This window comes from Streptococcus minor DSM 17118 (genome assembly GCF_000377005.1).
Taxonomy (GTDB): domain Bacteria; phylum Bacillota; class Bacilli; order Lactobacillales; family Streptococcaceae; genus Streptococcus; species Streptococcus minor.
Map to the genome: position 1 here is coordinate 23,348 of NZ_AQYB01000026.1, position 24,389 is coordinate 47,736.

Sequence of the window (24,389 nt, forward strand, 5' to 3'; positions counted from 1 at the left end):
CATGTCATCCATCCATCTAAAACCAAAAGAAGTTGGCGTTTTTGCCATCGGTGGGTTGGGAGAAATCGGAAAAAATACCTATGGCATCGAGTACCAAGACGAAATCATCATCGTTGATGCAGGTATCAAATTCCCGGAAGATGATTTGTTGGGAATTGACTATGTTATCCCTGACTACTCTTATATCGTGGACAATATCGACCGCGTCAAGGGACTAGTCATCACTCACGGACACGAGGATCATATCGGAGGGATTCCCTTCCTACTCAAACAAGCTAATATCCCCATCTACGCAGGTCCTTTAGCCTTAGCCCTTATCCGAGGGAAGTTAGAAGAGCATGGTCTTCTTCGTGATGCGACTCTTCACGAAATCAACCACAATACCGAATTAACCTTTAAGCGACTGAAAGTTAGCTTTTTCCGCACCACCCACTCCATACCAGAGCCACTAGGAGTTGTCATCCACACACCTCAAGGAAAAATCGTCTGCACTGGTGACTTTAAATTTGACTTCACTCCAGTTGGCGAGCCTGCTGACCTTCACCGAATGGCGGCCTTGGGAGAGGAAGGCGTCCTCTGTCTACTCTCAGACTCAACCAACGCTGAAATCCCAACCTTTACTAACTCAGAAAAGGTCGTTGGCCAATCCATCAGCAAGATTATCGAGGGAATCCATGGTCGCATCATCTTTGCTTCCTTTGCTTCCAATATCTTCCGACTCCAGCAGGCTGCTGAAGCTGCGGTTAAGACTGGACGAAAAATTGCAGTATTTGGCCGATCCATGGAAAAAGCCATTGCAAATGGTATTGAATTGGGCTATATAAAAGTGCCAAAGGATACCTTCATCGAACCAAATGCCATCAAGGAATATCCTGCCAACGAAATGTTGGTTCTTTGTACAGGTAGTCAAGGTGAGCCTATGGCAGCCCTATCACGGATTGCCCACGGTACCCACCGCCAAGTCCAACTACAACCTGGTGATACGGTCATCTTTTCATCCAGCCCTATTCCAGGTAACACAACTGGCGTCAACAAAATTATCAATATCTTGATTGAAGCTGGAGTTGAAGTGATACATGGTAAAATCAATAATATCCACACATCTGGACACGGTGGCCAACAAGAGCAAAAACTGATGTTACGGCTTATCAAACCAAAATATTTCATGCCTGTCCATGGTGAATACCGCATGCAGAAAATCCATGCCGGACTAGCTGTTGATACAGGTGTACCAAAAGATAATATCTTCATCATGGAAAACGGTGATGTTCTAGCCCTCACCAAGAATTCTGCCCGTATTGCCGGCCACTTCAATGCTCAAGATATATATGTTGACGGAAACCGTATTGGTGAAATTGGCGCTGCTGTTCTGAAAGACAGGCGCGACCTCTCTGAAGATGGAGTGGTTCTAGCTGTAGCGACCGTTGATTTCAACTCCCAGATGATTCTAGCAGGGCCAGATATCCTCAGCCGTGGCTTCATCTACATGCGCGAATCCGGTCAACTCATCCGAGAAAGTCAGCAAATCCTCTTCAATGCCATTCGTATAGCTCTTAAAAATAAGGATGCTAGCATTCAAAGCGTCAACGGTGCCATCGTGAACGCTCTCCGCCCATTTCTCTATGAGAAAACCGAACGTGAACCCATTATCATTCCGATGATTTTAACACCTGATAATTAAAACAGTCCAATGGACTGTTTTATCTTTTTCATGAAAGATTAAAAAGGCCTAAACGACCTTTTGTCATAACTCTGATAGACCAACATCCTCTTTTAAAGTGTCTCCTTGAAAATATCGGGAAAGTCTCTAATCTGGACAATTTGCTAGAGCCACTTAATAAAATGGTATTTTATGATACCCGCTTGGGGGACATTTTCCAAAGTAGCATAAATCTGATACCCTGCCTTGAGATAAAAATCCTTGGCCTGATAAGATTTGGTGGATAAGGTAATACTTTTAATTCCCCTAGACTTGGCCTCCTCTTCCAACCTGCTCAACAAAAGCATACCCAAGCCTTGCCCTCGGTATTCCTTTTGGACAACCAAAGCCTTGATGTGGGCTGTCTCTAAAGTCTGTTGGGCTTGCAAAACAGCAACAGACTGACCATTCACTTCTTCTACAAGACAAAAGGTTTCTGGCTCAAGAGGACCTACTCCCTTTTCTCCAAAAACTTCCCTATACTGCTCGACAAATATGTGATTTATCCAATCTTGCATGTCTTATTTCCTTTCTGAAGCCAAACTTAATATTCAGTTTTTCCCTGCGAATACATATTCACTTTTCAATTTCAAGATGATCACCGAAAGAATCTATCCCTAGACTCTTTGTGACAGGAGCAGACTACCGTCAGCTTTTATATCCTACTATAAAAGGTTCCCAGACCTTTTGAACTCCCCAAATAGTTTGTATTCCCCGGACCATAACTCGCCCTCTCATTTTCAAGCTCGTGAAAAAATGGTCCCCCGGACCATAACTCGCCCTCTCATTTTCAAGCTCGTGAAAAAATGGTCCCCCGGACCATTTTTTTAATACAAATCCAAATAGTTATCAATTTCCCATTGAGATACGAAGGTTGCATAACTTGCCCACTCAATGCGCTTGGCTTCTAAAAAGTTGGTATAGATATGGTCTCCAAGAGCGTTACGGACCACCTCATCCTTTTGTAGGGCTTTGAGGGCATTGTGGAGAGTGGATGGCAAATCAACGATCCCCGCCTCTGCTCGCTCGGCTGCAGACATGGCATAGATATTGGTTTCAACTGGTGCAGGTGCTTCGATTTTATGCTCAACACCATCCAAGCCAGCCTCTAGTAAAACAGCTAGTGCTAAATAGGGATTTGCCATCGGATCAACTGATCGTAGCTCCAAACGTGTACTCATCCCACGGGAAGCAGGAACGCGAATCAATGGCGAGCGGTTGCGACCTGCCCAAGCAATATAGACTGGTGCTTCAAAGCCAGGAACCAAGCGTTTATAAGAGTTGACAGTCGGATTCATGATAGCTGTATAGCTGTAAGCATGCTTCATCAGACCGCCCAAAAAGTGGTAGGCTGTCTCAGATAGCTCCATGCCTCTTGAATCTTTAGGGTCATAAAAAGCATTCTGCCCATCTTTATCAAAGAGAGACATATTGCAGTGCATACCTGAACCAGCGATACCATACTTCGGTTTGGCCATAAAGGTCGCATACATATTGTGCTTGCGAGCGATGGTTTTCACCACCAACTTAAAGAGCTGAATCTTATCACAGGCTCTCAACACATCATCATACTTGAAATCAATTTCATGCTGACCTACTGCACACTCATGGTGGCTAGCTTCTACCTCAAAGCCCATCTGAGTCAAAACATTGACAATTTCCCGACGAGTATTATCCGCTAGGTCTGTCGGTGCTAAGTCAAAGTATCCTCCCTTATCATTGACTTCAAGGGTTGGATTACCCTGTTCATCCATCTTAAAGAGGAAAAATTCTGGCTCTGGACCAAGGTTAAAAGAAGTAAAACCAAGATCCTCCATGTGCTTCAGGGCTTTTTTTAAATTGGAACGAGGATCTCCAGCAAAAGGTAGACCTTCAGTTGTATAGACATCACAAATCAAGCCTGCAACAGCTCCATTCTCATCACCCCAAGGGAAGATGGTCCAAGTATCTAAATCTGGGTAGAGATACATGTCGGATTCGTTGATACGAACAAACCCCTCAATAGAAGAACCATCAAACATGGCCTTGTTGGACAGAACCTTCTCCACTTGTTCATCCGTTGCTGGAATCTCTACGTTTTTCATAATTCCCATAATATCGGTAAACATGAGGCGTAAAAAGGTCACATTTTTTTCTTTGATTTCACGTTGGATATCCGCCGCTGTGATAGACATCTGTTTCTCCTTTATCCTATAAATGCATGATTAAATGCGATATGAACCAAAACCAGTAGTAGCAGGTCTAAAACCGCCTGCCTTGGAAATCTCATCGTGGAGAATCTGCCTTACTTGACTGTCTGATAGGGTTTGCCGTCTAGCCAATTCCTTGGCTTCATACTCTCTTTTGATAGCTGCAATGTTGTAGCCATCTGCGATATAATCCTTAATCTCTAACAACCGGTCCATATCATTTAGTGAATACATACGACGGTTACCTTCGTTGCGATCAGGATAAATCAACCCCTGTTCCTCATAGTACCGAATTTGGCGCGCTGTCAAATCAGTCAACTTCATTACACTACCAATCGGAAAGACTGCCAGCGATCTGCGTAATTCCTTTTCTCTCACGAAAAGCTCCTTTCTGCTCTACATTATAGGACAATTCATTTTATCCGTCAAGAAGCGATGTTATGTTTTCTGACATCGTTCGTTTTTTATTTCATTTTCAAATATTTTTTCACTATTTCCAAATCATAATTGACCACTATAGCCACAAAGACTCCAACAAAGGTTTCAAAAACCCTGGTCAAGGCATAAAGAATAGAATCTCCAGCCGGCACAGACAGGGCAATGATCAACATGGTCGCCACACCACTGATGACCCCAGCCGTATTGTTAAAAGCTACATTGGTCATAATCGTCAGCATAGTAAATAAGGGGATAATGAGTAGAGTGACCCAAAAACTGTGTGAAAAAAAATCGCTCACAATGAAGAATAAGAGGGCATAGAGACCTCCTATAGAATTGCTGAGAACGCGAGAAGAACCAAAGTGTACACTCTTGCCAAAGTCCTCCCGCAGACTAAAAACTGCCGAAAGAGCTGCAATCTGGATACCGTCCCATTCCAAAAAATGAAAAAGTAAAATCACCAGGAAAACAGCCAATCCCGACTTAACTGTCCTCATCCCAAATTTAAATTTTTCTGGATCAAATTGATATTTCTTAAACATAGTTTTATTGTAACATGTTTTGGGAATAAGAAACAATTATTCTACTGAAATGCTATAAATATCGCTGATAGACTGATTATCATGAATAAAGATAAGTTTGAAACCTACTATAAAACCTGCAAAATGCTCACAGCGCGATAGACAATACTGATATGCCTGGAGAAAATGAGACTCTTGAACCCGATTAGCCAGAGTAACATGAGGAACCCAGTATTGTGGAGCATAGAGGGAATAAACAGGTAGATACTCCACTAACTGCTGATGCAAGGTGGAATGCAGATGAACTAAAGCCGGTGTCTTAACTGGATTGAGGGTAATAATAGATTGTCCCAGAAAAGATCCTATGGCAGAAAAAGGAAGCTCTAGCGGGAAAAATTCGTCTACTAATTGTTCCAAAATTTGTTGAACTGCCGGTATATTGACTTCCCCAAGACTAGCTAAAGTGAGGTGGGGTTCCATGTTTTCTTTTTCAAAGGCATAACGAGAGAATTCCTTTTCACGTAGTTCTTCCCAAATTGTTCGAATATAGTCATTAGATGTTTTGTCCAAAAGTGCAATAATCGCGTACATACATTTCTCCTGATAATATTATAAAGAAAAAGACGGCTAGCCGTCTTCTTCGTTACCTAGATTGATTTTCTAAATTCTCTATGTTTCGTAGAAAATCTAGCCTTCACCTTTTGGGCGCAGTAGCTGAATGGTCCTTCACTTCGCTACACTTGTTAGCAACCTACTTAGCCTTGCGGAGGTATGTCTACGGAATCGGAGATTCCTAACTTACCGCCTATTTTTCAGTCAAAGCAGCCAAACCTGGAAGAACCTTTCCTTCTAACAATTCCATACTTGCACCACCACCTGTTGAAATCCATGAGAACTTATCTGCACGGCCAAGGTTGATAGCTGCAGCAGCTGAGTCACCACCACCGATAATCGATTTCACACCTGGTTGTTTCACGATAGCGTCCATGACACCGATTGTACCAGCTTGGAAATCTGGATTTTCAAAGACACCCATCGGCCCGTTCCATACAACTGTTTTCGCACCAGTCAAAGCTTCATCAAACTTCGCGATAGATTTTGGACCAATGTCGAGACCAAGGAAGCCTTCTGATACCGCCTCACCTTCTGTGTCACGAACAACATCGTAACCAGCAAACGCATTAGCTTCTTTTGAATCAACTGGCAAGATCAACTTACCATTTGACTTTTCAAGAAGTTCTTTTGCGATATCCAGTTTATCTTCTTCAACAAGAGAGTTACCGATTTCGATACCTTGAGCCTTGTAGAAGGTGTAAGTCATACCACCACCGATAAGAACTTTATCTGCTTTTTCAAGGAGATTTTCAATCACACCGATCTTATCTGAAACTTTAGAACCACCGAGAATAGCTACGAATGGACGCTCAGGTGTTTCAACTGCTTCTTGGATATAGGCAATTTCATTTTCCAAAAGGAAACCTGCAACTGCCTTTTCAACGTTAGCTGAGATACCGACGTTTGATGCATGGGCACGGTGTGCTGTACCAAAAGCATCATTTACGAAGATGCCATCACCAAGTGAAGCCCAGTATTTACCGAGTTCTGGATCATTTTTAGATTCTTTTTTGCCGTCAACATCTTCAAAACGAGTATTTTCCACCAAAAGAACTTGTCCATCTTCAAGAGCATTGATAGCTGCTTCCAATTCAGCACCTCGAGTAGCACCTGGGAAAGCGACATCTTGACCCAGTTTAGTAGCCAAATCAGCCGCTACAGGAGCAAGTGACTTACCAGCCTTGTCTGCTTCTTCCTTAACACGACCAAGGTGAGAGAAGAGGATTGCACGACCACCCTGCTCAATGATGTACTTGATAGTTGGAAGAGCAGCTGAGATACGATTGTCGTTAGTAATAACGCCATCTTTCAAAGGTACGTTAAAGTCTACACGGACCAAAACTTTTTTACCTTTCAACTCAACATCTTTAACAGTCAATTTTGCCATTAGATACGACTCCTTAAATTTTTTTATCTTACTCATTATAGCATATTATTTGCTAAATGACGATAGAAAATTCCAATATTGTGAATAGAATCACATTTTAATTTCCCTCCTCGTCCAGATATTCTGCAAAAAGAATAGAAAAATATGGTATAATAGAACAGGATAATCCAATATAGGAGGAAAAATTTATGAAAGAAACACGCTTAAAAGGCGTGATTGCCGCCCTGATAGTCGGAGTAGTTTGTTTGGGGCTTAGCCTATTTCTAGGAGTATTGCACTGGCAATCGACTGATAAAAATCAACTCATAAAAAGCGAAGCCATTTATAAAACTAGCTCCAGTCAAGATGCAGTCGTACTAATTGACTATATTTATCCTGAAGCCATCGGTACATTAGACAATGGCAACAATCTCTACCTAATCGGCTATGTCCAACCTGATGGATATCTGGGCTATGTCGGTCTAGAGGCAAAAGAGAGTGATAAAGAACTCCAAGCATTAATCAAAACTTCTAAAGAAGCACTTGCTGAAAATCCGCAATACCTAGTGGTGAAAGTAAAATCAACATTAGATAAAGAATCCATCGTGAATTACGAAAACTATCTCAGAGACATCCTTGGCTCAAATGCTGAGATTAGTCAGTCAATGGATTATTCTACCTATGTGACGCGATTAAATCTCGGATTAGGTCAAGCCATCTATTTCATCATCCCAATCATGCTTGTTCTCGGTGGGGCTGGCTTCCTTACTGCTTGGAAACTCAAGAAATCTAATGCCGCAGTCTATGAAGAACTCTATCATGCTTATCCAAATTTACAAGGCAATATTCAGGCATTGCATGATAGTGCGGATTATATCGATGAATCGATTGGTCTATTAGTTTATAAAAATCATATTTTTGGCTATAAGCAACGACTCTTCTTGTTCGATTTGCGAGAAGTCACCAATCTCTATCACCATGTCATCAACCACAAAAAGTATGGCCTGATTACTATCCATCGCTCATCGTCATTAGTCTTTAAAACCCAAGACAGCCATAAAGCTCAGGAAGTTGCCATCAAAAATGTCGGAAAAAACACCGACCTCCAACTACAACCACTCTTTGACTACATCCAGAACCATTTTCCGCATATCGTCCTTGGATACAACCAATAAAGTCTGATATTCGGTTCAAAAACAACAAAAGCGAACAAGGTTTTATTCTGTCTAGCAGAATTGCCACTCTGTTCGCTTTTTCATTTTATATTAGAGAACCTTTTCCGTTAAAAACCAACTTGGTCAGGATTTTTTTGCTGACTGACACCTTCTACCTTGTCCAAGCGAGCGATATCTTCTGCTGATAGTTCAAAATCAAAAATCTGCAAGTTGTCTTCGATATTGTTTGGTGTTACCGACTTCGGTAATGGTAGGAAACCTTTTTGCAGGGACCACCGCAAGGCTATCTGAGCGATTGACTTCCCATATTTTTGAGCCAATTCTTGCACAAGAGGATTATCAAAAATACTACCAGTCCCAAGTGGGCTATATGCTTCAAGTAATATACCATGTTGACGACAGAAGCTAACCAACTCTTCCTGTGGACAACCTGGTGCTAAGAGGACTTGGTTGACATGGGGCTTGATTTCAGCTGTCTCAAAAAGAGCTTCCAAGTGGTGAATCATAAAATTGGAAACACCGATAGCACGTACCTTTCCTAGCTTGTAGGCTTCTTCCATAGCCTTCCAAGCACCTGCATTGCCTGCCTTCCAAGCATCATTTTCACGCAGTGCAGCAGGATTCGGCCAATGAATCAGAAGCAAATCTACATAATCAACAGATAATTTTTCCAAAGACTCATCAATCGATGCCTTAGCCAATTCATAGTCATGCTTGTCATTCCAGATCTTAGTGGTCAAGAAAATCTTCTCACGCGCTAATTCACTGTCCGCAATGGCACGACCGACTCCTTCTTCGTTGCAGTAAATTTGAGCCGTGTCAACATGTGTATATCCAACTTTGAGGGCATGGCTTACGCTATTATAAACCTCTGTACCATCTGGAATCTGCCAAGTTCCAAAGCCAATTTTTGGTATCTGTACACCGTTCGATAATGTATAGTTTTCCATCATGTCCTCCTCAAATCATCTTCTAAGAAATAGTATAAAAAAGAGAACCGAAGTTCTCCTTTTTGTTAACTAAAATTATTTAGCAATTTTTGCGAAGTACTCAAGAGTACGAACAAGTTGTGAAGTGTAAGACATTTCATTGTCATACCATGAAACAACTTTCACCAATTGTTTACCATCAACATCAAGAACTTTTGTTTGAGTTGCATCAAACAATGAACCATAAGAAATACCGACGATATCTGAAGAAACAATTGGATCTTCAGTGTAACCGTATGATTCGTTTGCAGCAGCTTTCATAGCAGCGTTCACTTCGTCAACAGTAACATTTTTCTCAAGAACAGCAACCAATTCAGTTACAGAACCTGTTGGGGTAGGTACGCGTTGTGCAGCTCCATCCAACTTACCGTTCAACTCAGGGATAACAAGACCGATAGCTTTTGCAGCACCAGTTGAGTTAGGAACAATGTTTGCTGCACCAGCACGAGCACGGCGAAGGTCACCACCACGGTGTGGACCGTCAAGAATCATTTGGTCACCAGTGTAAGCGTGGATAGTTGTCATCAAACCTTCAACAACACCGAAGTTGTCTTGAAGAGCTTTTGCCATTGGAGCCAAACAGTTTGTAGTACATGAAGCACCAGAGATTACTGTTTCAGTACCATCAAGAACATCGTGGTTAGTGTTGAAAACAACAGTTTTCACATCGTTACCACCAGGAGCTGTGATAACAACTTTTTTCGCACCGTTTGCGTGCAAGTGCAATTCAGCTTTTTCTTTAGAAGCAAAGAAACCTGTTGCTTCCAAAACGATGTCAACGCCATCAGTTGCCCAATCAATTTGTGCAGGATCTTTTTCAGCAGAAACTTTAACGAATTTACCGTTTACTTCGAATCCACCATCTTTTACTTCAACAGTACCGTCAAAACGACCTTGCGTTGTGTCATATTTCAACAAGTGTGCAAGCATAGCTGGATCTGTAAGGTCGTTGATACGAGTAACTTCAACACCTTCAACATTTTGGATACGACGGAAAGCAAGACGACCGATACGACCGAAACCGTTAATACCAACTTTAACTACCATGAATGATTTCCTCCTTATGAAAATCGAGTTATTTAGTGTAAAAGGACAAGCCTTTTTGTTATTGTGAAAATCGTAACATGCAAATATACAAGTTACTTTTCAACATTTCCATTATATACCGATTTCTAAAAAAATGCAACTGCTTGCGTAGTTTTTCCATGGAATAGTCCCAAGAGAATGATAGCGAAAGCATTGGAATAAAATAGCTTCATTTCTACTAAATTCTGTTATAATAAACTATACCGTTTTATTTAATTGTATCACTTTTTATAGAAAGAATTGACTTGTATGAGATTTAGTACGAGAAAAGAGAGAAGAGCCAATCGATTGGAGCGGAGTTGGTGGAAAAAACTATTCATCGGTCTTTTTAGTCCTATCTTTACAATCGGAATTTGGTACGGAACTAGCCTAGCGACCTACTACTACTTTCCGTCTCTCAATGTTTACTTTATAGGGGACAGCCGTCCTCTCTATCTGATTCTATCTGGTCTGCTATACAGCGGCTTCATCCTTGCTCTCTTTATCTCGCTCTGGATATGGTGGAAACTGCTCTTTAATGAAAAAATTCGCTGGTGGCGTTGGCAACCCATACTATTGAGTCTACTCCTAACCTGCCCTGTCTTCTATTACACCTATCAAAAAGCTGAAAGAGTAGCCAATATAGAGCCTAAGTTTATCGCTCATCGTAGTATTAGCAATCACAATGCCGTTGAAAATACTCTTGAAGCTTTGCATCTCACCAGTCAAGAAAAACCCGACTACATTGAGATAGATATCTATGAGACTGCTGATTTAGATTTCGTTGTCTTCCATGATGAGAACCTCAGTCATCTAGCTGGAAACTACAAAAGACCGCACGAGTTGAGCCTAGCAGAGCTTACAACCATCACTGTTACTGACCCCGAATACGGACATACCGGAAAAATCCCTTCCTTGGATCAGTTTCTCGATGAGGCAGATAAACTAAATCAAAAATTACTTCTTGACATCAAAGTCTCACCCCTAGATAGTCCTGAGATGGTAACTCAGTTTTTGAAAAAATACCAGTCTCGTTTGGAAAAAATGAAACATCAGGTTCAATCATCTGATCTTACAACCATGCAAAAAATCCTTCAGCACTCTCCAAAATTCGATACTTTTTTGATTACGAGCACAATTATGGAGCATGATGTACCTGGCCTGACAGGCTATAACGTGCCCATCATCCATCTCACCGATGACGTTTATCATCAACTAAAAGAAAAAGATCTCGCTATCTACACTTGGATTTCAAACGAAAATGAAATGGTTAACGCCCCAAAACATCTCGAAATCGATGCTATTATTACAAGTTACCTGAAAAAGACAACGGATGAAGTACAAGCTCTAAAAAAACACCGAGACTATCATGCACTCTACTTTAAACAACTAGATGGACTCAAGATCTTCCCAATGATTTAAATGCTGTATGAGGAGAAACTAATTGGATAAGAGTGAGTTCTTCTATACAAAATAAGAAAAGAGCATATTATCATTAGGATTTATTATTAAAATCTAGAGAAGACCAAAATAATCTTCTCTTTTTTTGTACATGCATTTGACATCTCCTTCTTTACATTTGAAGCCCAAAAAAGAGAATGATAGGTCGCTCTCTGACCCATTTTTACCTTTACAAAAAAACACCTACCCAAAGGTAGGTGTCTGAGGACCATTAAGCTTGTCCACCGTTTTTCTTGATAATTTCGTCTTGTACAGATTTTGGTACATCTTCGTAGTGGTCAAATACCATCATGAAGGTACCGCGACCTTGAGTAGCTGAACGCAGTACTGTTGCGTAACCAAACATTTCAGCAAGTGGTACATAAGCACGAACGATTTGAGTGTTACCGTGCGCCTCCATACCATCTACACGTCCACGACGAGCAGTGACGTGTCCCATAACGTCACCCAGATTGTCTTCTGGTGCAGTGATGGTCACAAGCATCATTGGCTCAAGGATAGCTGGTTGTGCTGTTTTAGCTGCTTCTTTAAGGGCAAGTGACGCCGCCACTTTGAAGGCTGTTTCAGATGAGTCGACATCGTGGTATGAACCATCATACAGTTTCGCTTTCACGTCAACGATTGGATAGCCAGCAAGGACACCATTCGCCATTGATTCTACGAGACCTTTTTCTACAGCTGGTACAAATTCACGTGGAACCACACCACCAACGATAGCATTTTCAAACTCAAAGCCTTTTCCTTCTTCGTTCGGAGTAAATTCAATCCAAACATCACCAAATTGACCTTTACCACCAGACTGACGTTTGAAGAATCCACGTGCAGAAGTTTGTGCACGGAAGGTTTCACGGTAAGATACTTGAGGAGCACCTACGTTTGCTTCAACCTTGAATTCACGTTTCATACGATCAACAAGGACATCCAAGTGAAGCTCACCCATACCAGCGATAACTGTTTCACCTGTTTCAGGGTTTGTTTCAACACGGAAAGTTGGGTCTTCTTCAGCCAATTTAGAAAGGGCAACACCCATCTTGTCTTGGTCAGCTTTTGATTTAGGTTCAACCATGAGTTGGATAACTGGTTCTGGAACATGAATAGACTCAAGGATGATTTTTGCTTTTTCATCTGTCAATGAGTCACCAGTTGTTGTATCTTTCAAACCAACTGCCGCAGCAATGTCACCAGCATACACTTGCTCGATTTCTTGACGACTGTTTGCGTGCATTTGAAGGATACGTCCAATACGCTCACGTTTACCTTTAGAAGTGTTCAATACGTATGAACCACTGTGAAGGATACCTGAGTAAACACGGAAGAAGGTCAAGCGACCTACAAATGGGTCTGTCATAATCTTGAAGGCAAGAGCTGCAAATGGCTCTTCGTCAGAAGCATGACGTTCTTCTTCGGCATCTGTATCTGGATTTGTTCCTTTAATAGCAGGGATATCAAGTGGACTTGGAAGGTAGTCCAAGACCGCATCCAACATCAACTGAACACCTTTATTTTTGAAGGCAGAACCACACAATACTGGGAAGAATTCAACATTGATTGTTGCGCGACGAATACCAGCCATCAATTCCTCGTTTGTGATTTCTTCACCTTCAAGGTATTTCATCATCAACTCTTCATCTGTTTCGGCAACAGCTTCAACCAATTTTTCACGATATTCTTCAGCCATCTCAAGCATGTCAGCTGGGATATCTTCTTCAAGGATATCTGTACCAAGGTCATTGGTATAGATCTCAGCTTTCATCTTGATCAAGTCAATGATTCCGCGGAATTCATCTTCTGAACCAATTGGCAATTGGATTGGGTGTGCATTTGCTTGAAGACGATCATGAAGTGTGCTTACTGAGTAAAGGAAGTCTGCACCGATTTTATCCATCTTGTTGGCGAATACAATACGTGGTACTCCATATTCAGTAGCTTGACGCCAAACTGTTTCAGTTTGTGGTTCAACACCTGATTGAGAGTCCAAAACGGTTACTGCACCATCCAATACACGTAGAGAACGTTGTACTTCGATTGTGAAGTCCACGTGTCCTGGTGTGTCGATGATATTTACACGATGATTTTTCCATTGCGCGGTTGTCGCAGCAGATGTGATAGTGATACCACGCTCTTGCTCTTGCTCCATCCAGTCCATTTGGGAAGCACCTTCGTGAGTTTCACCGATCTTATGGATTTTACCAGTGTAGTAAAGGATACGCTCAGTTGTTGTTGTTTTACCCGCATCAACGTGAGCCATGATACCGATATTACGAGTTTTTTCTAGTGAAAATTCGCGTGCCATGAGGTTATTTCTCCTATATTATTAATATTATTTACGTTACTATTATATCATTTTTAGAAAGAACGGATAGGCAAAACCTACCCGTTCTCGCATGATTTTTTAATTTTTTCTGTGTAAGATGGGTGGTACAGTCCAGTTCGAATGAAACTGAGCACGAGTGCTATGCTTACCAGGAAAAACGTTGTTCTTCCTTATGCGCAAGTGCATAGTGTCAGTTCCTATTTCTCACCTGTACTCTCACCCTTAGCATCTTAATCTTAGTTGAATTTTAACTACAAATGTCTGCCAAAAAGATCAATTCTCCTAGAAACTGAAGTTTCTTCGTTGATTTTCCTATTTTGGCTAGCATTTGCTTAACGTTAAAATAGCCTATCTTACCAGCGGAAGTGTGCAAACGCACGGTTTGCTTCTGCCATACGGTGAGTATCTTCACGTTTCTTAACAGCTGCACCTGTATTGTTAGCAGCATCCATGATTTCTTTAGCAAGACGGTCAATCATTGTGTGCTCTCCACGGTTGCGGGCGATAGTAACCAACCAACGAAGACCAAGAGTGGTACGACGCTCTGGACGAACCTCAACTGGGACTTGGTAGTTAGAACCACCTACACGGCGTGCACGTACTTCAAGTACAGGCATGATATTTTCCATTGCAGTTTCAAATACTTCAAGTGCATCGTTACCTGTAGCTTCTTTGATTTGGTCAAAGGCACCGTAAACGATACTTGCAGCAGTACCACGTTTACCATCCAACATAACACGGTTGATCAAACGAGTGACCAATTTTGAGTTGTACAATGGATCTGGCAATACTTCGCGCTTAGGCGCTTGATTTTTACGACTCATTTATTTGCTCTCCCTTCTTAACCTTTTGGACGTTTTGTACCGTATTTAGAACGGCCTTGTTTACGGTCAGTTACACCTGCAGTATCAAGTGCACCACGAACGATATGGTAACGTACCCCTGGAAGGTCTTTTACACGTCCACCACGAAGAAGAACAACACTGTGCTCTTGCAAGTTGTGGCCGATACCTGGGATGTAGGCAGTTACTTCGATAAGGTTGCTCAAACGTACACGGGCAAATTTACGAAGGGCTGAGTTAGGCTTTTTAGGTGTCATTGTTCCAACACGAGTAGCTACACCACGTTTTTGTGGTGAAGAAACATTGGTTTGAACTTTTTTACGGCTGTTGTAACCGATATTCAAAGCTGGTGATTTAGATTTTTCTACTTTTGATTTACGCGGTTTGCGAACCAACTGGTTAATTGTAGGCATCTACATTCTCCTGTATAAATTTTTATTTTTGGTTGATAGAGCGCTTGGTGACAGCCCCTACCATGGTGCACTTTTGCAACATTTGTCAGCACGTCTCTGTACACTTTTGAGAGACCAAAAGATAAAAAGTACCGTTTATCATCGTAACATAAATAGTCCGTTCTGTCAATGAATTTTGTTCTATTTCTTTTGTTCTATTTCTATTGTATGAAAAGAAATAGCTATCGACTCTCTGCGCTATAAACATATTAAAAGAATTCTAGCTGAAGCTAGAATTCTTTTAATTTTTACTCCGTTTCACCTATCCTACTTGCATTTATGTCCACAGGTAGGGCTAAGTGACTAGTTAGAAAGCTAGCATTCGAGCTCTACTGTGAATCGCCAAAAGTCTGATTTATGGGATTCAAACTTCTTTTATCTGAGTAGACTCTCTCCAGTTAATATGACAGTTTAAGACTTGCTGTCGCTCTTCTTGGTCCAAACCCTCAATTTGATCAATGAGTATTTTCGTTGCTTGCTCTCCCTCTTGGAAAGCTGGTTGTACAATGGTTGTGATACTTGGAGAAGACAAATCTGTCCACTCTGTGTTATCAAAGCCAATCAAACCGATATCCATTTTGGGGGTTTGAATATTCTTAAGGGCGGTGAAAACACGAGGCAGGGCCCAGCAGTTTGGCGCAAAAACCAATGTTTTTTTATTTGGAATAATAGTATTTTGCAGGAAACCTGCAATGTCTTCTACGGTTGTCTTGGCATCTTCAATGATATATGTGGCATACGATAGGTTATAATCTGTCAGAGCGTCCATAAAACCAGAAGCACGTTCAATGCGTGTGCTCAACAGGCTGGTATCTGCTGTGATAATGATGAACTCTTCATATCCTTTTTGAATACAGATCTGAGTAGCGTCATAAACAGCATCATAATTATTTGTTTTCACCCAGTTTGAACGGTGTTCATACAATTGACTGTCAAAGAAAACCAAGGATTTCTTTGTTTCTTGACTGATTTTTGCATACTTTCTAAAATTAGATGTTGGCTGAATAATAAACCCATCCACACCCAACCTTAACATGTTTTCAATATATCTGTCTTCGCTTTCTGGATCATAGTTACTGTTTCCGATAATGACTTGATACCCTCTTCTGTGCGCGATATTTTCAATCCCTTTCACAATTTGATTGGAAAATGAATTTGTTATATCTCCAATCAACACTCCAATCAATTTTGTTTGTTTGGAGTTCAAGCTCCGAGCCACAATACTCGGTTTATAGCCTGTTTCTTCAATGACTTTTTGTATCTTATCGCGTGTCTCTTGAGACATTTTTTCATATCTACCGTTGAGGTAAAAAGAGATAGTTGTTTTAGAAGTTTGGGTCATCTCCGCGATATCTTTTATCGTAACCTTTCTTCCCATGCAAGCCTGCACCCCCTTCTCCTTATTATACCATATTAAAGCCTTATCTCTAGCTGTGAACACTTGCTTTTTTACCGCATCAATACAGAGAAAATGATGGCCAAAAATCCATTGTATTCTCTTTTAACACGCACGCTCATCATACAGCTAGAGATAGGGAAAGAGTCCGCTTCTACCATGTTAAATTTCAATCATAAATACTCAAAATAGGCCACTCAATTGCGCTTGTACATTAGACCTTTCTCTTGGAAAACGATACAAGAGTAACGAAGACTAGCAAGCCAAAAATACTGAGACCCATTCCTCTTTTTGCACCGGTTTGAGGTAGTTTCTTTCGTGAAGAACGGTTCTGATTATCCGTTTTACTTCCTTTACCGTTACTCTTCTGGGAGGTGGTCGCTGGCGATGAACTTGTGGTTGCTTGAGTGGTTACCTCAACAAGAGATGTCGTTGATAAATCAGTTGTTGGAATAACACTCTCTGTCGTACTAGTAGTCGGTGACGGCGTTATTGTTTTTGAAACACGAACAAACCAGATGCTAGATGGAGCTGCAGCTGTCCCTTCTGTTACCAGACTGACTGTAGCATTGTCCGAAGCAGAAAAAACAGGTTGAGCTGTTGATTTGGTTGCTGGATTGTAGTAAGAGACCATGTAACCTTCATCTGTCTCTTTGATGGTATAAAGACCCGCTTTTGTCAAGGTTACATCACTATTTAGGTGGTAGTCACTATCTTGGTATTTGACTACTCCCCACACTTTTTCCTCTGTATCATAAACAACCTGTAGGTCTTTTTCTTGCTGCACTACAGATACCGTCTCACCTAGGCTTTGCACCTCTTCCATAGATTTATTTGGGATCATCACATAGGCATACTGGCTACTTTCCTTTGGTTGTTCGTGCCATAGACTCACAAAGCTATTTTGTACGACTGTTGAAGTTTGCCCATAGTTAATGTCGCTCCATTTACCGGCACGTTCTTCCATCTGTGCATGTGTACTTAGGCCGTTTAGGAAGACATAGCCGATAGATTGTTTTACATCCCCATTCGTCATATAAAAAGACTCTGTCTTGTCTGTGATTACTTCATTTGACAAATCAACCTGTTTTCCATTGATGTAGTAATTGTAGTGTTGTCCTGGGGTTAATTTTCTATTCTCAATCGTTGTTACCGCTCCTGCATCAGATGAATGCTCAATGCCCGTTCCCATGAAAACAATCTTATCACCGAATACAAACCATGATTTACGAGCTGTTAAACTATCGTTCCAGTTATTAAAGTCCATTGCTACAGTTGCAAAACGATGATTTAGTTGAGTTGCTCCAACAAAAGCGCTCTTTAGAGTGACTTCACCACTTCCATCTTCTCGCACGTCATTTGTAACCGTTGTCCCCGGTAATCGATATGGATTCACTGTTGGCCAATAGTGCTGGCTATAATGTCCTAAGTCACCATTGTAAAGGTAGACCATCCCATCAGCCGTATACCATCCTCGCCGATTTTCGTTATTCATATCCTCGTAATTCTGTGTACGAGATGAATACATGCTAATCCCAAAAGTGTAATCCGATTGTGCATTGTGATAAACAAACTTGTCCATGTTGTTAAAGGCTGCAATCTGATCTTTTGGCACGGATGGTGAAATAGTTGCGTTCGATAAAATCTGATTGAACAGTTCAATATCTCTGTAAGATTTTAAATTATTGTATGCACTGTAGAATGTATCCGATTGCAGATGCCATTTGACGACTGATTGTAGCATCATTTTTTTCTCGTCATCTGAGGCCTCTGCTAACCTTGCCAATGAGCGAAGGATTTCAACCGCTTGGACATGAGCCTCTCCTTTTGCTCGGCTAATAGAGCGACCCCTCGTCATATCCATCAATTCTCCTTTTACAAGAATCGGAACAAAGGACCGATCAATCCAGTCATAGAGAATCGAGATGGTATTGCTATCCAATGCAAACTCGGTGGATTGGATAACTGGTAATAGCTGAGAAAAGCCATCTATCAAGACATTTCCATAAGCGCCAGTGTAAGCTACATTCGTATGATCTATGAAGGACCCATCTTCATAAAACCCTTCTCCTTTATCTACAAATTTCATGATGGTGGTCAAACCGCGAACGCCATCGCCAACACGTTTCCCATCTTCGCGGAGAGCTCCCTCCAAAATAGCCACCTTACTGAGATCGGTTTGATTGCCACCCACAGCTGGTGTCGCATTTGGTGTTGTCGAACGAATCATGGACACGTTGGGAACAAATTTCGAAATAGGAGCCGTATAATTGTTGATTTCCTCTTGACTAAAGTAAGGATGGAGATAAATCAAAATATTGACAATGGCTCGTGGAGTTCCAATCTCGTAATCCCACCAGTTACCCTTGATTTCTTTTTGCTCATTGTACACCTTGTCATATAACCAAGACATTCCTTTTTTTATTTTATTGAGCAATTCTCGATCATGATAATAGCTAGAATGAGCATTTTCAAAGACCTGCGCCATTTGTTCCAAACGACGATAAGTGGTTGTCAAATGACTAGACCTATTAAAATCAATATCAGAAAAAATGCTGGTCTCACTCGCATTTGGTTCGATCCATTTACCTAAAGAATCCGCAACTCCCGTTTCTAGAGTCACTAAAAATGTTTTCATGTGATCATCCGCTGGATTGTAACTCTGATTCGATAAGGAGATACGTTCCCAATTTTCACGAAGTTGGCGGAAAACTGTATCTGGAACAGGGGTGACTTCAAGTGTAAATGTCGAACGCTTCTCTGTTCCCTCATAGATTGTAACCTCTGTTGTTCCAGCAGCAAGAGGGTAGAGAATCTGGTTTTCTATACGGCCAATCGTTGGATTAGCCACTTCATAACGTAAATCCTCACGAACTGGCAAATAAACTTTATTGGCTGGCAGTTGGATAATGCCTGTTTCAGGTTCTGGCAAAGTGTCATCTGGTTTTGGGGTTTCTGGTTTGATGTACTCTTTCAGAGAAACATGATCAATCCAGGCCTCTCCAACACTATTTTCAAAGAATAGTTCTACTTTAACTTTTGTTGCTCCCTGAGGTACGGTCAGGATGCAGTGGCTGTGGGTACTTGTAGTCCCTTTTGTAAAATCTGTATAGACAAACTCTTTACTGACCTCTTTACCTGCATCATCTAAGCCTCGCACACGCGCTCGTACACCATTGCCTGTAACATTCACCGTCGTGACATCGTATTCCAAGATATATTTCTTGCTGGAATCCACAGAGACTGCCTGAGCAATTGCTGTCCGATAGGGTGCGGTGGCGCGAATGTAAAGTTGCCCACCTTCCACACTAACAGAGCCATTAGCTTTATCAACGTTCGCTGGAATCCATGGATTTTCCCATGCACGAGCAGCCAGTTTTGACCAATTCCCTGTCGCATCAACCGTTTCTTCAAAATCACCATTTTGAAGCAAATTAGTACTCTCGATAGACGACTCTAAGACAGGAACTAGCTCGGATTCAGCGATCTGAGAAATGACTTCTGCACTCGTCTCCTCCACCAGCTGTGTTTCTGAACTCGTAGAAATCTCTTCTGCCAACAAGTGCCCTCCTAGAAATAAGAGAGAAAGTAAGACTGAGCAAGTACCAATGCCAATCTTTCGAATACCAAATTTTTCTTTTTTCTGCATGTTTTATATTCTCCTTTGTAAGATGACAGCCCCAATATAAAATTATTTTTTAGTATAGACGTCAATGTACGCCCCCAAAAAAGAGACTGAAGGGCAGCCTCCAGTCTCTTTACTGTTTCTACATCACTTTTCAATACAAGCCATTGTTTCCAGTTGATGGGCAAAGTCTATTTTTTCATCAACCTATACTTGCCTGTTAAACTTGAAAAGATAAGGTTAGAGAGGGTACATAAATAGCCCAAATGATAGATCATTTCATCTATTTTCGATTATCCTAGGATACCTAACCAACTACCTACAATACCGATGATGACTGTCAAAATAACCAGCTTATAGGTTGTCCATTTTCTATTTTTGATTAAGTGGAAAACCAACAAGGTAAAGAGAGCAGGTAGAAGAGCAGGTGCAATTTTATCCAACATCCCTTGGATTGTTACAAATTTTTGAGTAGCATCTGCTGCATCGATTTCACCCGCTGCAAATTGGATTGGAACCATCATCTTAACAGATGTCGCTGCAAGTCCCGCAATGACTGTGACGCCAATAATATTAGCAATGCGAGAAACAATTGCCATTTGTTCACTCAATTTATCAATAAAGCTAGTTCCCAATTTGTAACCATAAAGACCTGTGCCCAACTTTATTCCCAATAAAACAAGGTTCAGTGCAACAAAGAAGAAAATCGGTCCCATCACCAAGCCATCTGCTGCTAGAGAAGCTGCAATCGTAGAAAACAAGGGAGCCAAACAGAATTGTGATAAGGAATCTCCTATACCAGCCAACGGCCCCATTAGAGCCATCTTGATGTTCCGCGTTTCCTCTGCCGGCCGCTTGTTATCCAACATAACTAAGTGCATGCTAGTAATAAATGGCAAGAAGTGTGGGTTGGTATTATAAAATTCACAATTGTCTTCTAAGGCTTGACACAGTGCTTTTTTATCATCTCCATAATATTTCTTTAATGCAGGATAGAGCACATTTGCATAACCCAGTCCTTGGTAGTTACTATAGTTAAAACCATTCTGCAAATAATATGCACGCAAGGCTGTTTTTGTGTAGTCACTCTTGGTTAATTTATTAGATCCAGTCATCTTGTCCATCTCCTTCTGATGCTGCTATTGTTTCTGTTGTTTTTGGTTTGTTATAGAATTCCATCAAGGCAAACATGGTACCAATAATCGCAATACCGATTGTCGGAACACCCAAATAGGCCGCACAAACATATCCAAGTAAAACAAAGGGAATGAGTTCTTTTTTGGCCATAACAGAAAGAATCATCGCAAATCCGATAGCTGGAAGCATCTTACCAGCAACTGTCAAGCCGTTTAATAACACTGGTGGGATAAAGTCAACTAGATGAAGCAGTGTTTCCATAGACAAAGCTCCAAGCACGCCCAAACCAAAACCTAGCAAGGCAAACAACCAAACTGTTCCATTTGCCACCATTTTGAATCCTCTAACATTACCATTTCGCAAATGCTTAATGGCACTTTCTGGTGCTCCTGCAAAGGCAGTATAGGCAAATGTTTGTAGGAATTGAATGGCTACTGCAATAGGGGTTGATAGGGCCAAAGCTGCCTCTGGAGATACCTTACCAGCACTTGTAATTGCCATCAAGGTACCAAAAATTCCAGGTCCAATTGGATTCGGTGGAACAGTGCCCCCAGCTCCAACACCAAAGCCCATATAAGCTAGCTCCGAAATAGCCCCCATAGCCAGAGCAGTTGGAACATCACCAACAATAACTCCTACCCCAAACGATAGGATGATGCAGCGGTTGGTATAGATTCCCAACAGCATGCCACTAAAACAGAATGCTGTCCACAAGCCAATTAATATTGCTTGAATTACATTGATTTCCATGAGTTTCTCCTTTATATATCTTTCATTAAATATAGTCCAATAGGTTCACTTCTAGTGCCCCATCGTTGCCGGTAGGCGTTGTTTTTGTGTTGAAGCGAACATGATAGTCTTCGCTGAGTTCTCGGATAATCTGTCTATCCTCTTCTCCTAAAAAAATCGAGCGAGTGACTTGTTCCTTGCCTGGCGCATTGTGAATGTTACCAACGTTCAATTCTGTAATCGGAACCCCACCTTTTATCAAAGCCTGAGCATCCTTCAAATCTTTTACCACAATGAAAATAACTTGTGCAGGACTGGCTTTATGAATGATGTCAATCACCTTTTGAACAGAGAAAAATCTCATCGCAACTGACGCCGGCACAACTGTCTTCATCAATGTTTGTTGGATGTTGTCTTCTGCAACAGCATCATTTGCAACAATGACTGTATTGCAATTCAACGACTTAATCCACAACTGCCCTTGCCCGTGAATCAACCGTTCATCAACACGAGTCATAATAATATTTGGTGTTGTCATAACACTCTCCTTACCAATAAATTTCCCAATCTTTATAGAAGCGCAACAAGGCTTCTAGGTAGTAGTAATCGCCCCAGATATTTCCTTCATCTACACCTTTGCCCGAATGCCAAGAATAAACTCCATGTAGCAGAAGCGGACGTCCTAGTTCAAAATCTTTGTTAGCATAATGCTCAATGAGGGAGCGCAACATCACATGCATGGCATGACGATAGGTTTCTCTATCCGGATCTGTCTCTGGAAGGTGTTTCAACATTTCATGAATACCACAAACAGCGATAGCGGTAGCTGACGAATCTCGAGAATGTCCACTTCCATCTCCAAAAATCAAGTCCCAGTATGACACCGAATCCTCTGGTAAGCGATTGAGGAAGTAGTTTACTACACCTTTGAATAAATCAAAGCATTGTGCATCCTTTAAATGACGGTAACCTAGTGCAATACCGTATACACCCCAAGCTTGCCCACGAGCCCAACACGAATCATCGCTGTACCCTTGTCTAGTAACCCCTCTAAGCGGTGCACCAGTTTCTGGATCAAAATAGAACGTATGGAAAGACGAGGCGTCGTCACGGATAACATGATTAACCGAGCTATAAAAATGCGTTTGTGCAACATGGTAATAATCTTGATTTCCTGTCTGTTCGTAAGCAAAGAATAATAATTGAATATTCAACAAGCAGTCAATAATGAGGCGATAGTGCTCGGCTTTGCCTAGATCTCCCCAGGCCTGAATGAAACCACCCTTTTCTTGGTACCGCTCCATTAACTTATCTGCCGCTTTCAAAGCAGCTTCTCGAGCTGTTTCATTTCCGTTTATTCTATACTCAGCGACACAAGATGGCGAATAGAGAAAACCCAAGTCATGATGATCCAACTCAACTTTTTGCTCTACCCGTTCCATAAAGGACTGAACATTTTTATGAGCTAATTCTTTAAACTCTTCCTTTCCACTGTGTTCATAGGCCAACCAAAGGCAGCCTGTCCAAAATCCATTTGTCCACTCTGTGTTGTCCATTACTTGGTAAACATTTTGAAAGGTTGCAGGAGTTGGGTAGTCTTCTTGAAAATACTCCAAGTTCAGCGTTAGCTGGTCCATAGCGCGTTCAATCGCTTGCTCGATTTCTTGCCGCGTCAACCACTTCTCTTTTAAAAATCGCTCTGGATTTGTTATGTTTTCAATTGTGACTGGTTTAATCATATTCCATCTCCATCATCTTTTGCCTCATTATCTGATAACTCAAATAATTCCTTGGAGGTTATAATGCCACTTTTGGCACTGGCAACCACCCTTGCAATACTCTCATCTGATAAAACATCTACGCCCAAAGCCACTTCTAACACCATGGCCAAGTTCATTCCTGAAACAACTTCTATCCTCTGATCTTTACTACGCAATGCATAAGCCGCAGCCGTTTTGAACGGTGTTCCTCCGAGCAAGTCACACAATACTAAAACTTCTTTTTCACACTGAATGGCTACTTCTAATTTTTCTTCCAACGCTTGGGGTGTCATCGAATCTAAGAAATCAATCGCTTCGACATGTTCTTGCTTCCCAACTATCATTTCTAGAGAAGATAAATAACCTGTCGCACAATGACCATGCCCTAGTAGAACAACTTTCATAGCGCCTCCTTTTTCTGTTTTTTTGTTTACCGGTTTACCTTACGTTTTTCATTTTATAGCACATTATTCCGTTTGTCAACCCCTTTTTTAAAAAAATGTAATCGTTTTTATGCTCTTTTTGTTAAATATTTAAACTATTTTCAAAAAAACATTGACAATTGATGAATAAAGTTTTAAAATTTAGGTAAATCGGTTTACTCAAAAAATAAAAG

The 24,389-nt window shown here is 41.2% G+C and carries 21 protein-coding genes; 3 read left to right on the top strand and 18 right to left on the bottom strand.

What is annotated here, in order from left to right:
• The first annotated feature begins 1 nt into the window (after position 1).
• Complete coding sequence (rnjA, locus tag F602_RS0102245; RefSeq protein ID WP_018166337.1) at positions 2-1,681, top strand: ribonuclease J1; 1,680 nt, start codon at positions 2-4, stop codon at positions 1,679-1,681.
• Positions 1,682-1,824: 143 nt separating this feature from the next.
• On the opposite strand, the gene F602_RS0102250 is transcribed toward rnjA, so the two are convergent.
• From F602_RS0102250 to F602_RS0102275, 6 genes are all read right to left on the bottom strand, one after another.
• Positions 1,825-2,217, bottom strand: a complete 393-nt coding sequence (locus F602_RS0102250; RefSeq protein ID WP_018166338.1) for a GNAT family N-acetyltransferase — start codon at positions 2,215-2,217, stop codon at positions 1,825-1,827.
• Positions 2,218-2,526: 309 nt separating this feature from the next.
• On the bottom strand, positions 2,527-3,873 hold the full coding sequence (glnA, locus tag F602_RS0102255; RefSeq protein ID WP_018166339.1) for a type I glutamate--ammonia ligase: 1,347 nt from the start codon (positions 3,871-3,873) through the stop codon (positions 2,527-2,529).
• A gap of 30 nt (positions 3,874-3,903) precedes the next feature.
• Positions 3,904-4,266: a MerR family transcriptional regulator gene (locus tag F602_RS0102260; protein ID WP_018166340.1), complete on the bottom strand. Its 363-nt coding sequence runs from the start codon at positions 4,264-4,266 to the stop codon at positions 3,904-3,906.
• Positions 4,267-4,352: 86 nt separating this feature from the next.
• Entirely contained in the window at positions 4,353-4,868 is a 516-nt protein-coding gene (locus F602_RS0102265; RefSeq protein ID WP_026183269.1) for an FUSC family protein, read from the bottom strand.
• Positions 4,869-4,904: 36 nt separating this feature from the next.
• The gene (locus tag F602_RS10260) at positions 4,905-5,438 is read right to left on the bottom strand and encodes a 2'-5' RNA ligase family protein (protein WP_018166342.1); all 534 of its coding nucleotides are present in this window, start codon (positions 5,436-5,438) and stop codon (positions 4,905-4,907) included.
• A gap of 214 nt (positions 5,439-5,652) precedes the next feature.
• Positions 5,653-6,849, bottom strand: coding sequence for a phosphoglycerate kinase (locus F602_RS0102275; protein ID WP_018166343.1), 1,197 nt, complete (start codon positions 6,847-6,849; stop codon positions 5,653-5,655).
• A gap of 188 nt (positions 6,850-7,037) precedes the next feature.
• Here F602_RS0102275 and F602_RS0102280 point away from each other — a divergent pair, with 188 nt between their 5' ends.
• Positions 7,038-8,003, top strand: coding sequence for a DUF6709 family protein (locus tag F602_RS0102280; RefSeq protein WP_018166344.1), 966 nt, complete (start codon positions 7,038-7,040; stop codon positions 8,001-8,003).
• Positions 8,004-8,110: 107 nt separating this feature from the next.
• On the opposite strand, the gene F602_RS0102285 is transcribed toward F602_RS0102280, so the two are convergent.
• Complete coding sequence (locus F602_RS0102285; protein WP_018166345.1) at positions 8,111-8,953, bottom strand: aldo/keto reductase; 843 nt, start codon at positions 8,951-8,953, stop codon at positions 8,111-8,113.
• Between the two features lie 75 nt (positions 8,954-9,028).
• Positions 9,029-10,039 (bottom strand): type I glyceraldehyde-3-phosphate dehydrogenase, encoded by a 1,011-nt coding sequence (gene gap / locus F602_RS0102290; protein ID WP_018166346.1) that lies wholly within the window; start codon positions 10,037-10,039, stop codon positions 9,029-9,031.
• A gap of 288 nt (positions 10,040-10,327) precedes the next feature.
• Between gap and F602_RS10555 the strand changes: the two genes are divergently transcribed.
• Positions 10,328-11,479, top strand: coding sequence for a glycerophosphodiester phosphodiesterase family protein (locus F602_RS10555; protein ID WP_083915229.1), 1,152 nt, complete (start codon positions 10,328-10,330; stop codon positions 11,477-11,479).
• A 250-nt stretch (positions 11,480-11,729) separates the two neighbouring features.
• Here the strand turns inward: F602_RS10555 and fusA are convergent, their stop codons facing one another.
• The 10 genes from fusA to F602_RS0102345 form a co-directional block, all read right to left on the bottom strand.
• Entirely contained in the window at positions 11,730-13,811 is a 2,082-nt protein-coding gene (fusA, locus tag F602_RS0102300; protein WP_018166348.1) for an elongation factor G, read from the bottom strand.
• Positions 13,812-14,185: 374 nt separating this feature from the next.
• On the bottom strand, positions 14,186-14,656 hold the full coding sequence (gene rpsG, locus F602_RS0102305; protein ID WP_018166349.1) for a 30S ribosomal protein S7: 471 nt from the start codon (positions 14,654-14,656) through the stop codon (positions 14,186-14,188).
• A gap of 17 nt (positions 14,657-14,673) precedes the next feature.
• Entirely contained in the window at positions 14,674-15,087 is a 414-nt protein-coding gene (rpsL, locus tag F602_RS0102310) for a 30S ribosomal protein S12 (RefSeq protein WP_018166350.1), read from the bottom strand.
• Between the two features lie 403 nt (positions 15,088-15,490).
• Positions 15,491-16,504, bottom strand: a complete 1,014-nt coding sequence (locus F602_RS0102315) for a LacI family DNA-binding transcriptional regulator (RefSeq protein ID WP_026183270.1) — start codon at positions 16,502-16,504, stop codon at positions 15,491-15,493.
• 232 nt (positions 16,505-16,736) lie between these two features.
• On the bottom strand, positions 16,737-20,171 hold the full coding sequence (locus F602_RS0102320; protein WP_018166352.1) for a polysaccharide lyase family 8 super-sandwich domain-containing protein: 3,435 nt from the start codon (positions 20,169-20,171) through the stop codon (positions 16,737-16,739).
• 269 nt (positions 20,172-20,440) lie between these two features.
• The gene (locus tag F602_RS0102325; RefSeq protein WP_018166353.1) at positions 20,441-21,262 is read right to left on the bottom strand and encodes a PTS system mannose/fructose/sorbose family transporter subunit IID; all 822 of its coding nucleotides are present in this window, start codon (positions 21,260-21,262) and stop codon (positions 20,441-20,443) included.
• Complete coding sequence (locus tag F602_RS0102330; RefSeq protein ID WP_018166354.1) at positions 21,249-22,034, bottom strand: PTS mannose/fructose/sorbose/N-acetylgalactosamine transporter subunit IIC; 786 nt, start codon at positions 22,032-22,034, stop codon at positions 21,249-21,251. The genes F602_RS0102325 and F602_RS0102330 overlap by 14 nt, the downstream gene beginning before the upstream one ends.
• 25 nt (positions 22,035-22,059) lie before the next feature.
• Positions 22,060-22,551 (bottom strand): PTS sugar transporter subunit IIB, encoded by a 492-nt coding sequence (locus F602_RS0102335; RefSeq protein ID WP_018166355.1) that lies wholly within the window; start codon positions 22,549-22,551, stop codon positions 22,060-22,062.
• Positions 22,552-22,561: 10 nt separating this feature from the next.
• Positions 22,562-23,752 carry a glycoside hydrolase family 88 protein gene (locus tag F602_RS0102340; RefSeq protein ID WP_018166356.1) on the bottom strand — a complete coding sequence of 397 codons (1,191 nt, stop codon included), beginning with the start codon at positions 23,750-23,752 and terminating at the stop codon, positions 22,562-22,564.
• Positions 23,749-24,177, bottom strand: coding sequence for a PTS sugar transporter subunit IIA (locus F602_RS0102345; protein ID WP_018166357.1), 429 nt, complete (start codon positions 24,175-24,177; stop codon positions 23,749-23,751). Before F602_RS0102345 ends, F602_RS0102340 begins: the two co-directional genes overlap by 4 nt.
• Positions 24,178-24,389: the final 212 nt, after the last annotated feature.

Coding starts and splice junctions, on each gene's coding strand:
- rnjA (WP_018166337.1), top strand. CDS start 2: ATGTCATCCATCCATCTAAAACCAAAAGAAGTTGGCGTTTTTGCCATC.
- F602_RS0102250 (WP_018166338.1), bottom strand. CDS start 2,217: ATGCAAGATTGGATAAATCACATATTTGTCGAGCAGTATAGGGAAGTT.
- glnA (WP_018166339.1), bottom strand. CDS start 3,873: ATGTCTATCACAGCGGCGGATATCCAACGTGAAATCAAAGAAAAAAAT.
- F602_RS0102265 (WP_026183269.1), bottom strand. CDS start 4,868: ATGTTTAAGAAATATCAATTTGATCCAGAAAAATTTAAATTTGGGATG.
- F602_RS10260 (WP_018166342.1), bottom strand. CDS start 5,438: ATGTACGCGATTATTGCACTTTTGGACAAAACATCTAATGACTATATT.
- F602_RS0102275 (WP_018166343.1), bottom strand. CDS start 6,849: ATGGCAAAATTGACTGTTAAAGATGTTGAGTTGAAAGGTAAAAAAGTT.
- F602_RS0102280 (WP_018166344.1), top strand. CDS start 7,038: ATGAAAGAAACACGCTTAAAAGGCGTGATTGCCGCCCTGATAGTCGGA.
- F602_RS0102285 (WP_018166345.1), bottom strand. CDS start 8,953: ATGGAAAACTATACATTATCGAACGGTGTACAGATACCAAAAATTGGC.
- gap (WP_018166346.1), bottom strand. CDS start 10,039: ATGGTAGTTAAAGTTGGTATTAACGGTTTCGGTCGTATCGGTCGTCTT.
- F602_RS10555 (WP_083915229.1), top strand. CDS start 10,328: ATGAGATTTAGTACGAGAAAAGAGAGAAGAGCCAATCGATTGGAGCGG.
- fusA (WP_018166348.1), bottom strand. CDS start 13,811: ATGGCACGCGAATTTTCACTAGAAAAAACTCGTAATATCGGTATCATG.
- rpsG (WP_018166349.1), bottom strand. CDS start 14,656: ATGAGTCGTAAAAATCAAGCGCCTAAGCGCGAAGTATTGCCAGATCCA.
- rpsL (WP_018166350.1), bottom strand. CDS start 15,087: ATGCCTACAATTAACCAGTTGGTTCGCAAACCGCGTAAATCAAAAGTA.
- F602_RS0102315 (WP_026183270.1), bottom strand. CDS start 16,504: ATGGGAAGAAAGGTTACGATAAAAGATATCGCGGAGATGACCCAAACT.
- F602_RS0102320 (WP_018166352.1), bottom strand. CDS start 20,171: ATGCAGAAAAAAGAAAAATTTGGTATTCGAAAGATTGGCATTGGTACT.
- F602_RS0102325 (WP_018166353.1), bottom strand. CDS start 21,262: ATGACTGGATCTAATAAATTAACCAAGAGTGACTACACAAAAACAGCC.
- F602_RS0102330 (WP_018166354.1), bottom strand. CDS start 22,034: ATGGAAATCAATGTAATTCAAGCAATATTAATTGGCTTGTGGACAGCA.
- F602_RS0102335 (WP_018166355.1), bottom strand. CDS start 22,551: ATGACAACACCAAATATTATTATGACTCGTGTTGATGAACGGTTGATT.
- F602_RS0102340 (WP_018166356.1), bottom strand. CDS start 23,752: ATGATTAAACCAGTCACAATTGAAAACATAACAAATCCAGAGCGATTT.
- F602_RS0102345 (WP_018166357.1), bottom strand. CDS start 24,177: ATGAAAGTTGTTCTACTAGGGCATGGTCATTGTGCGACAGGTTATTTA.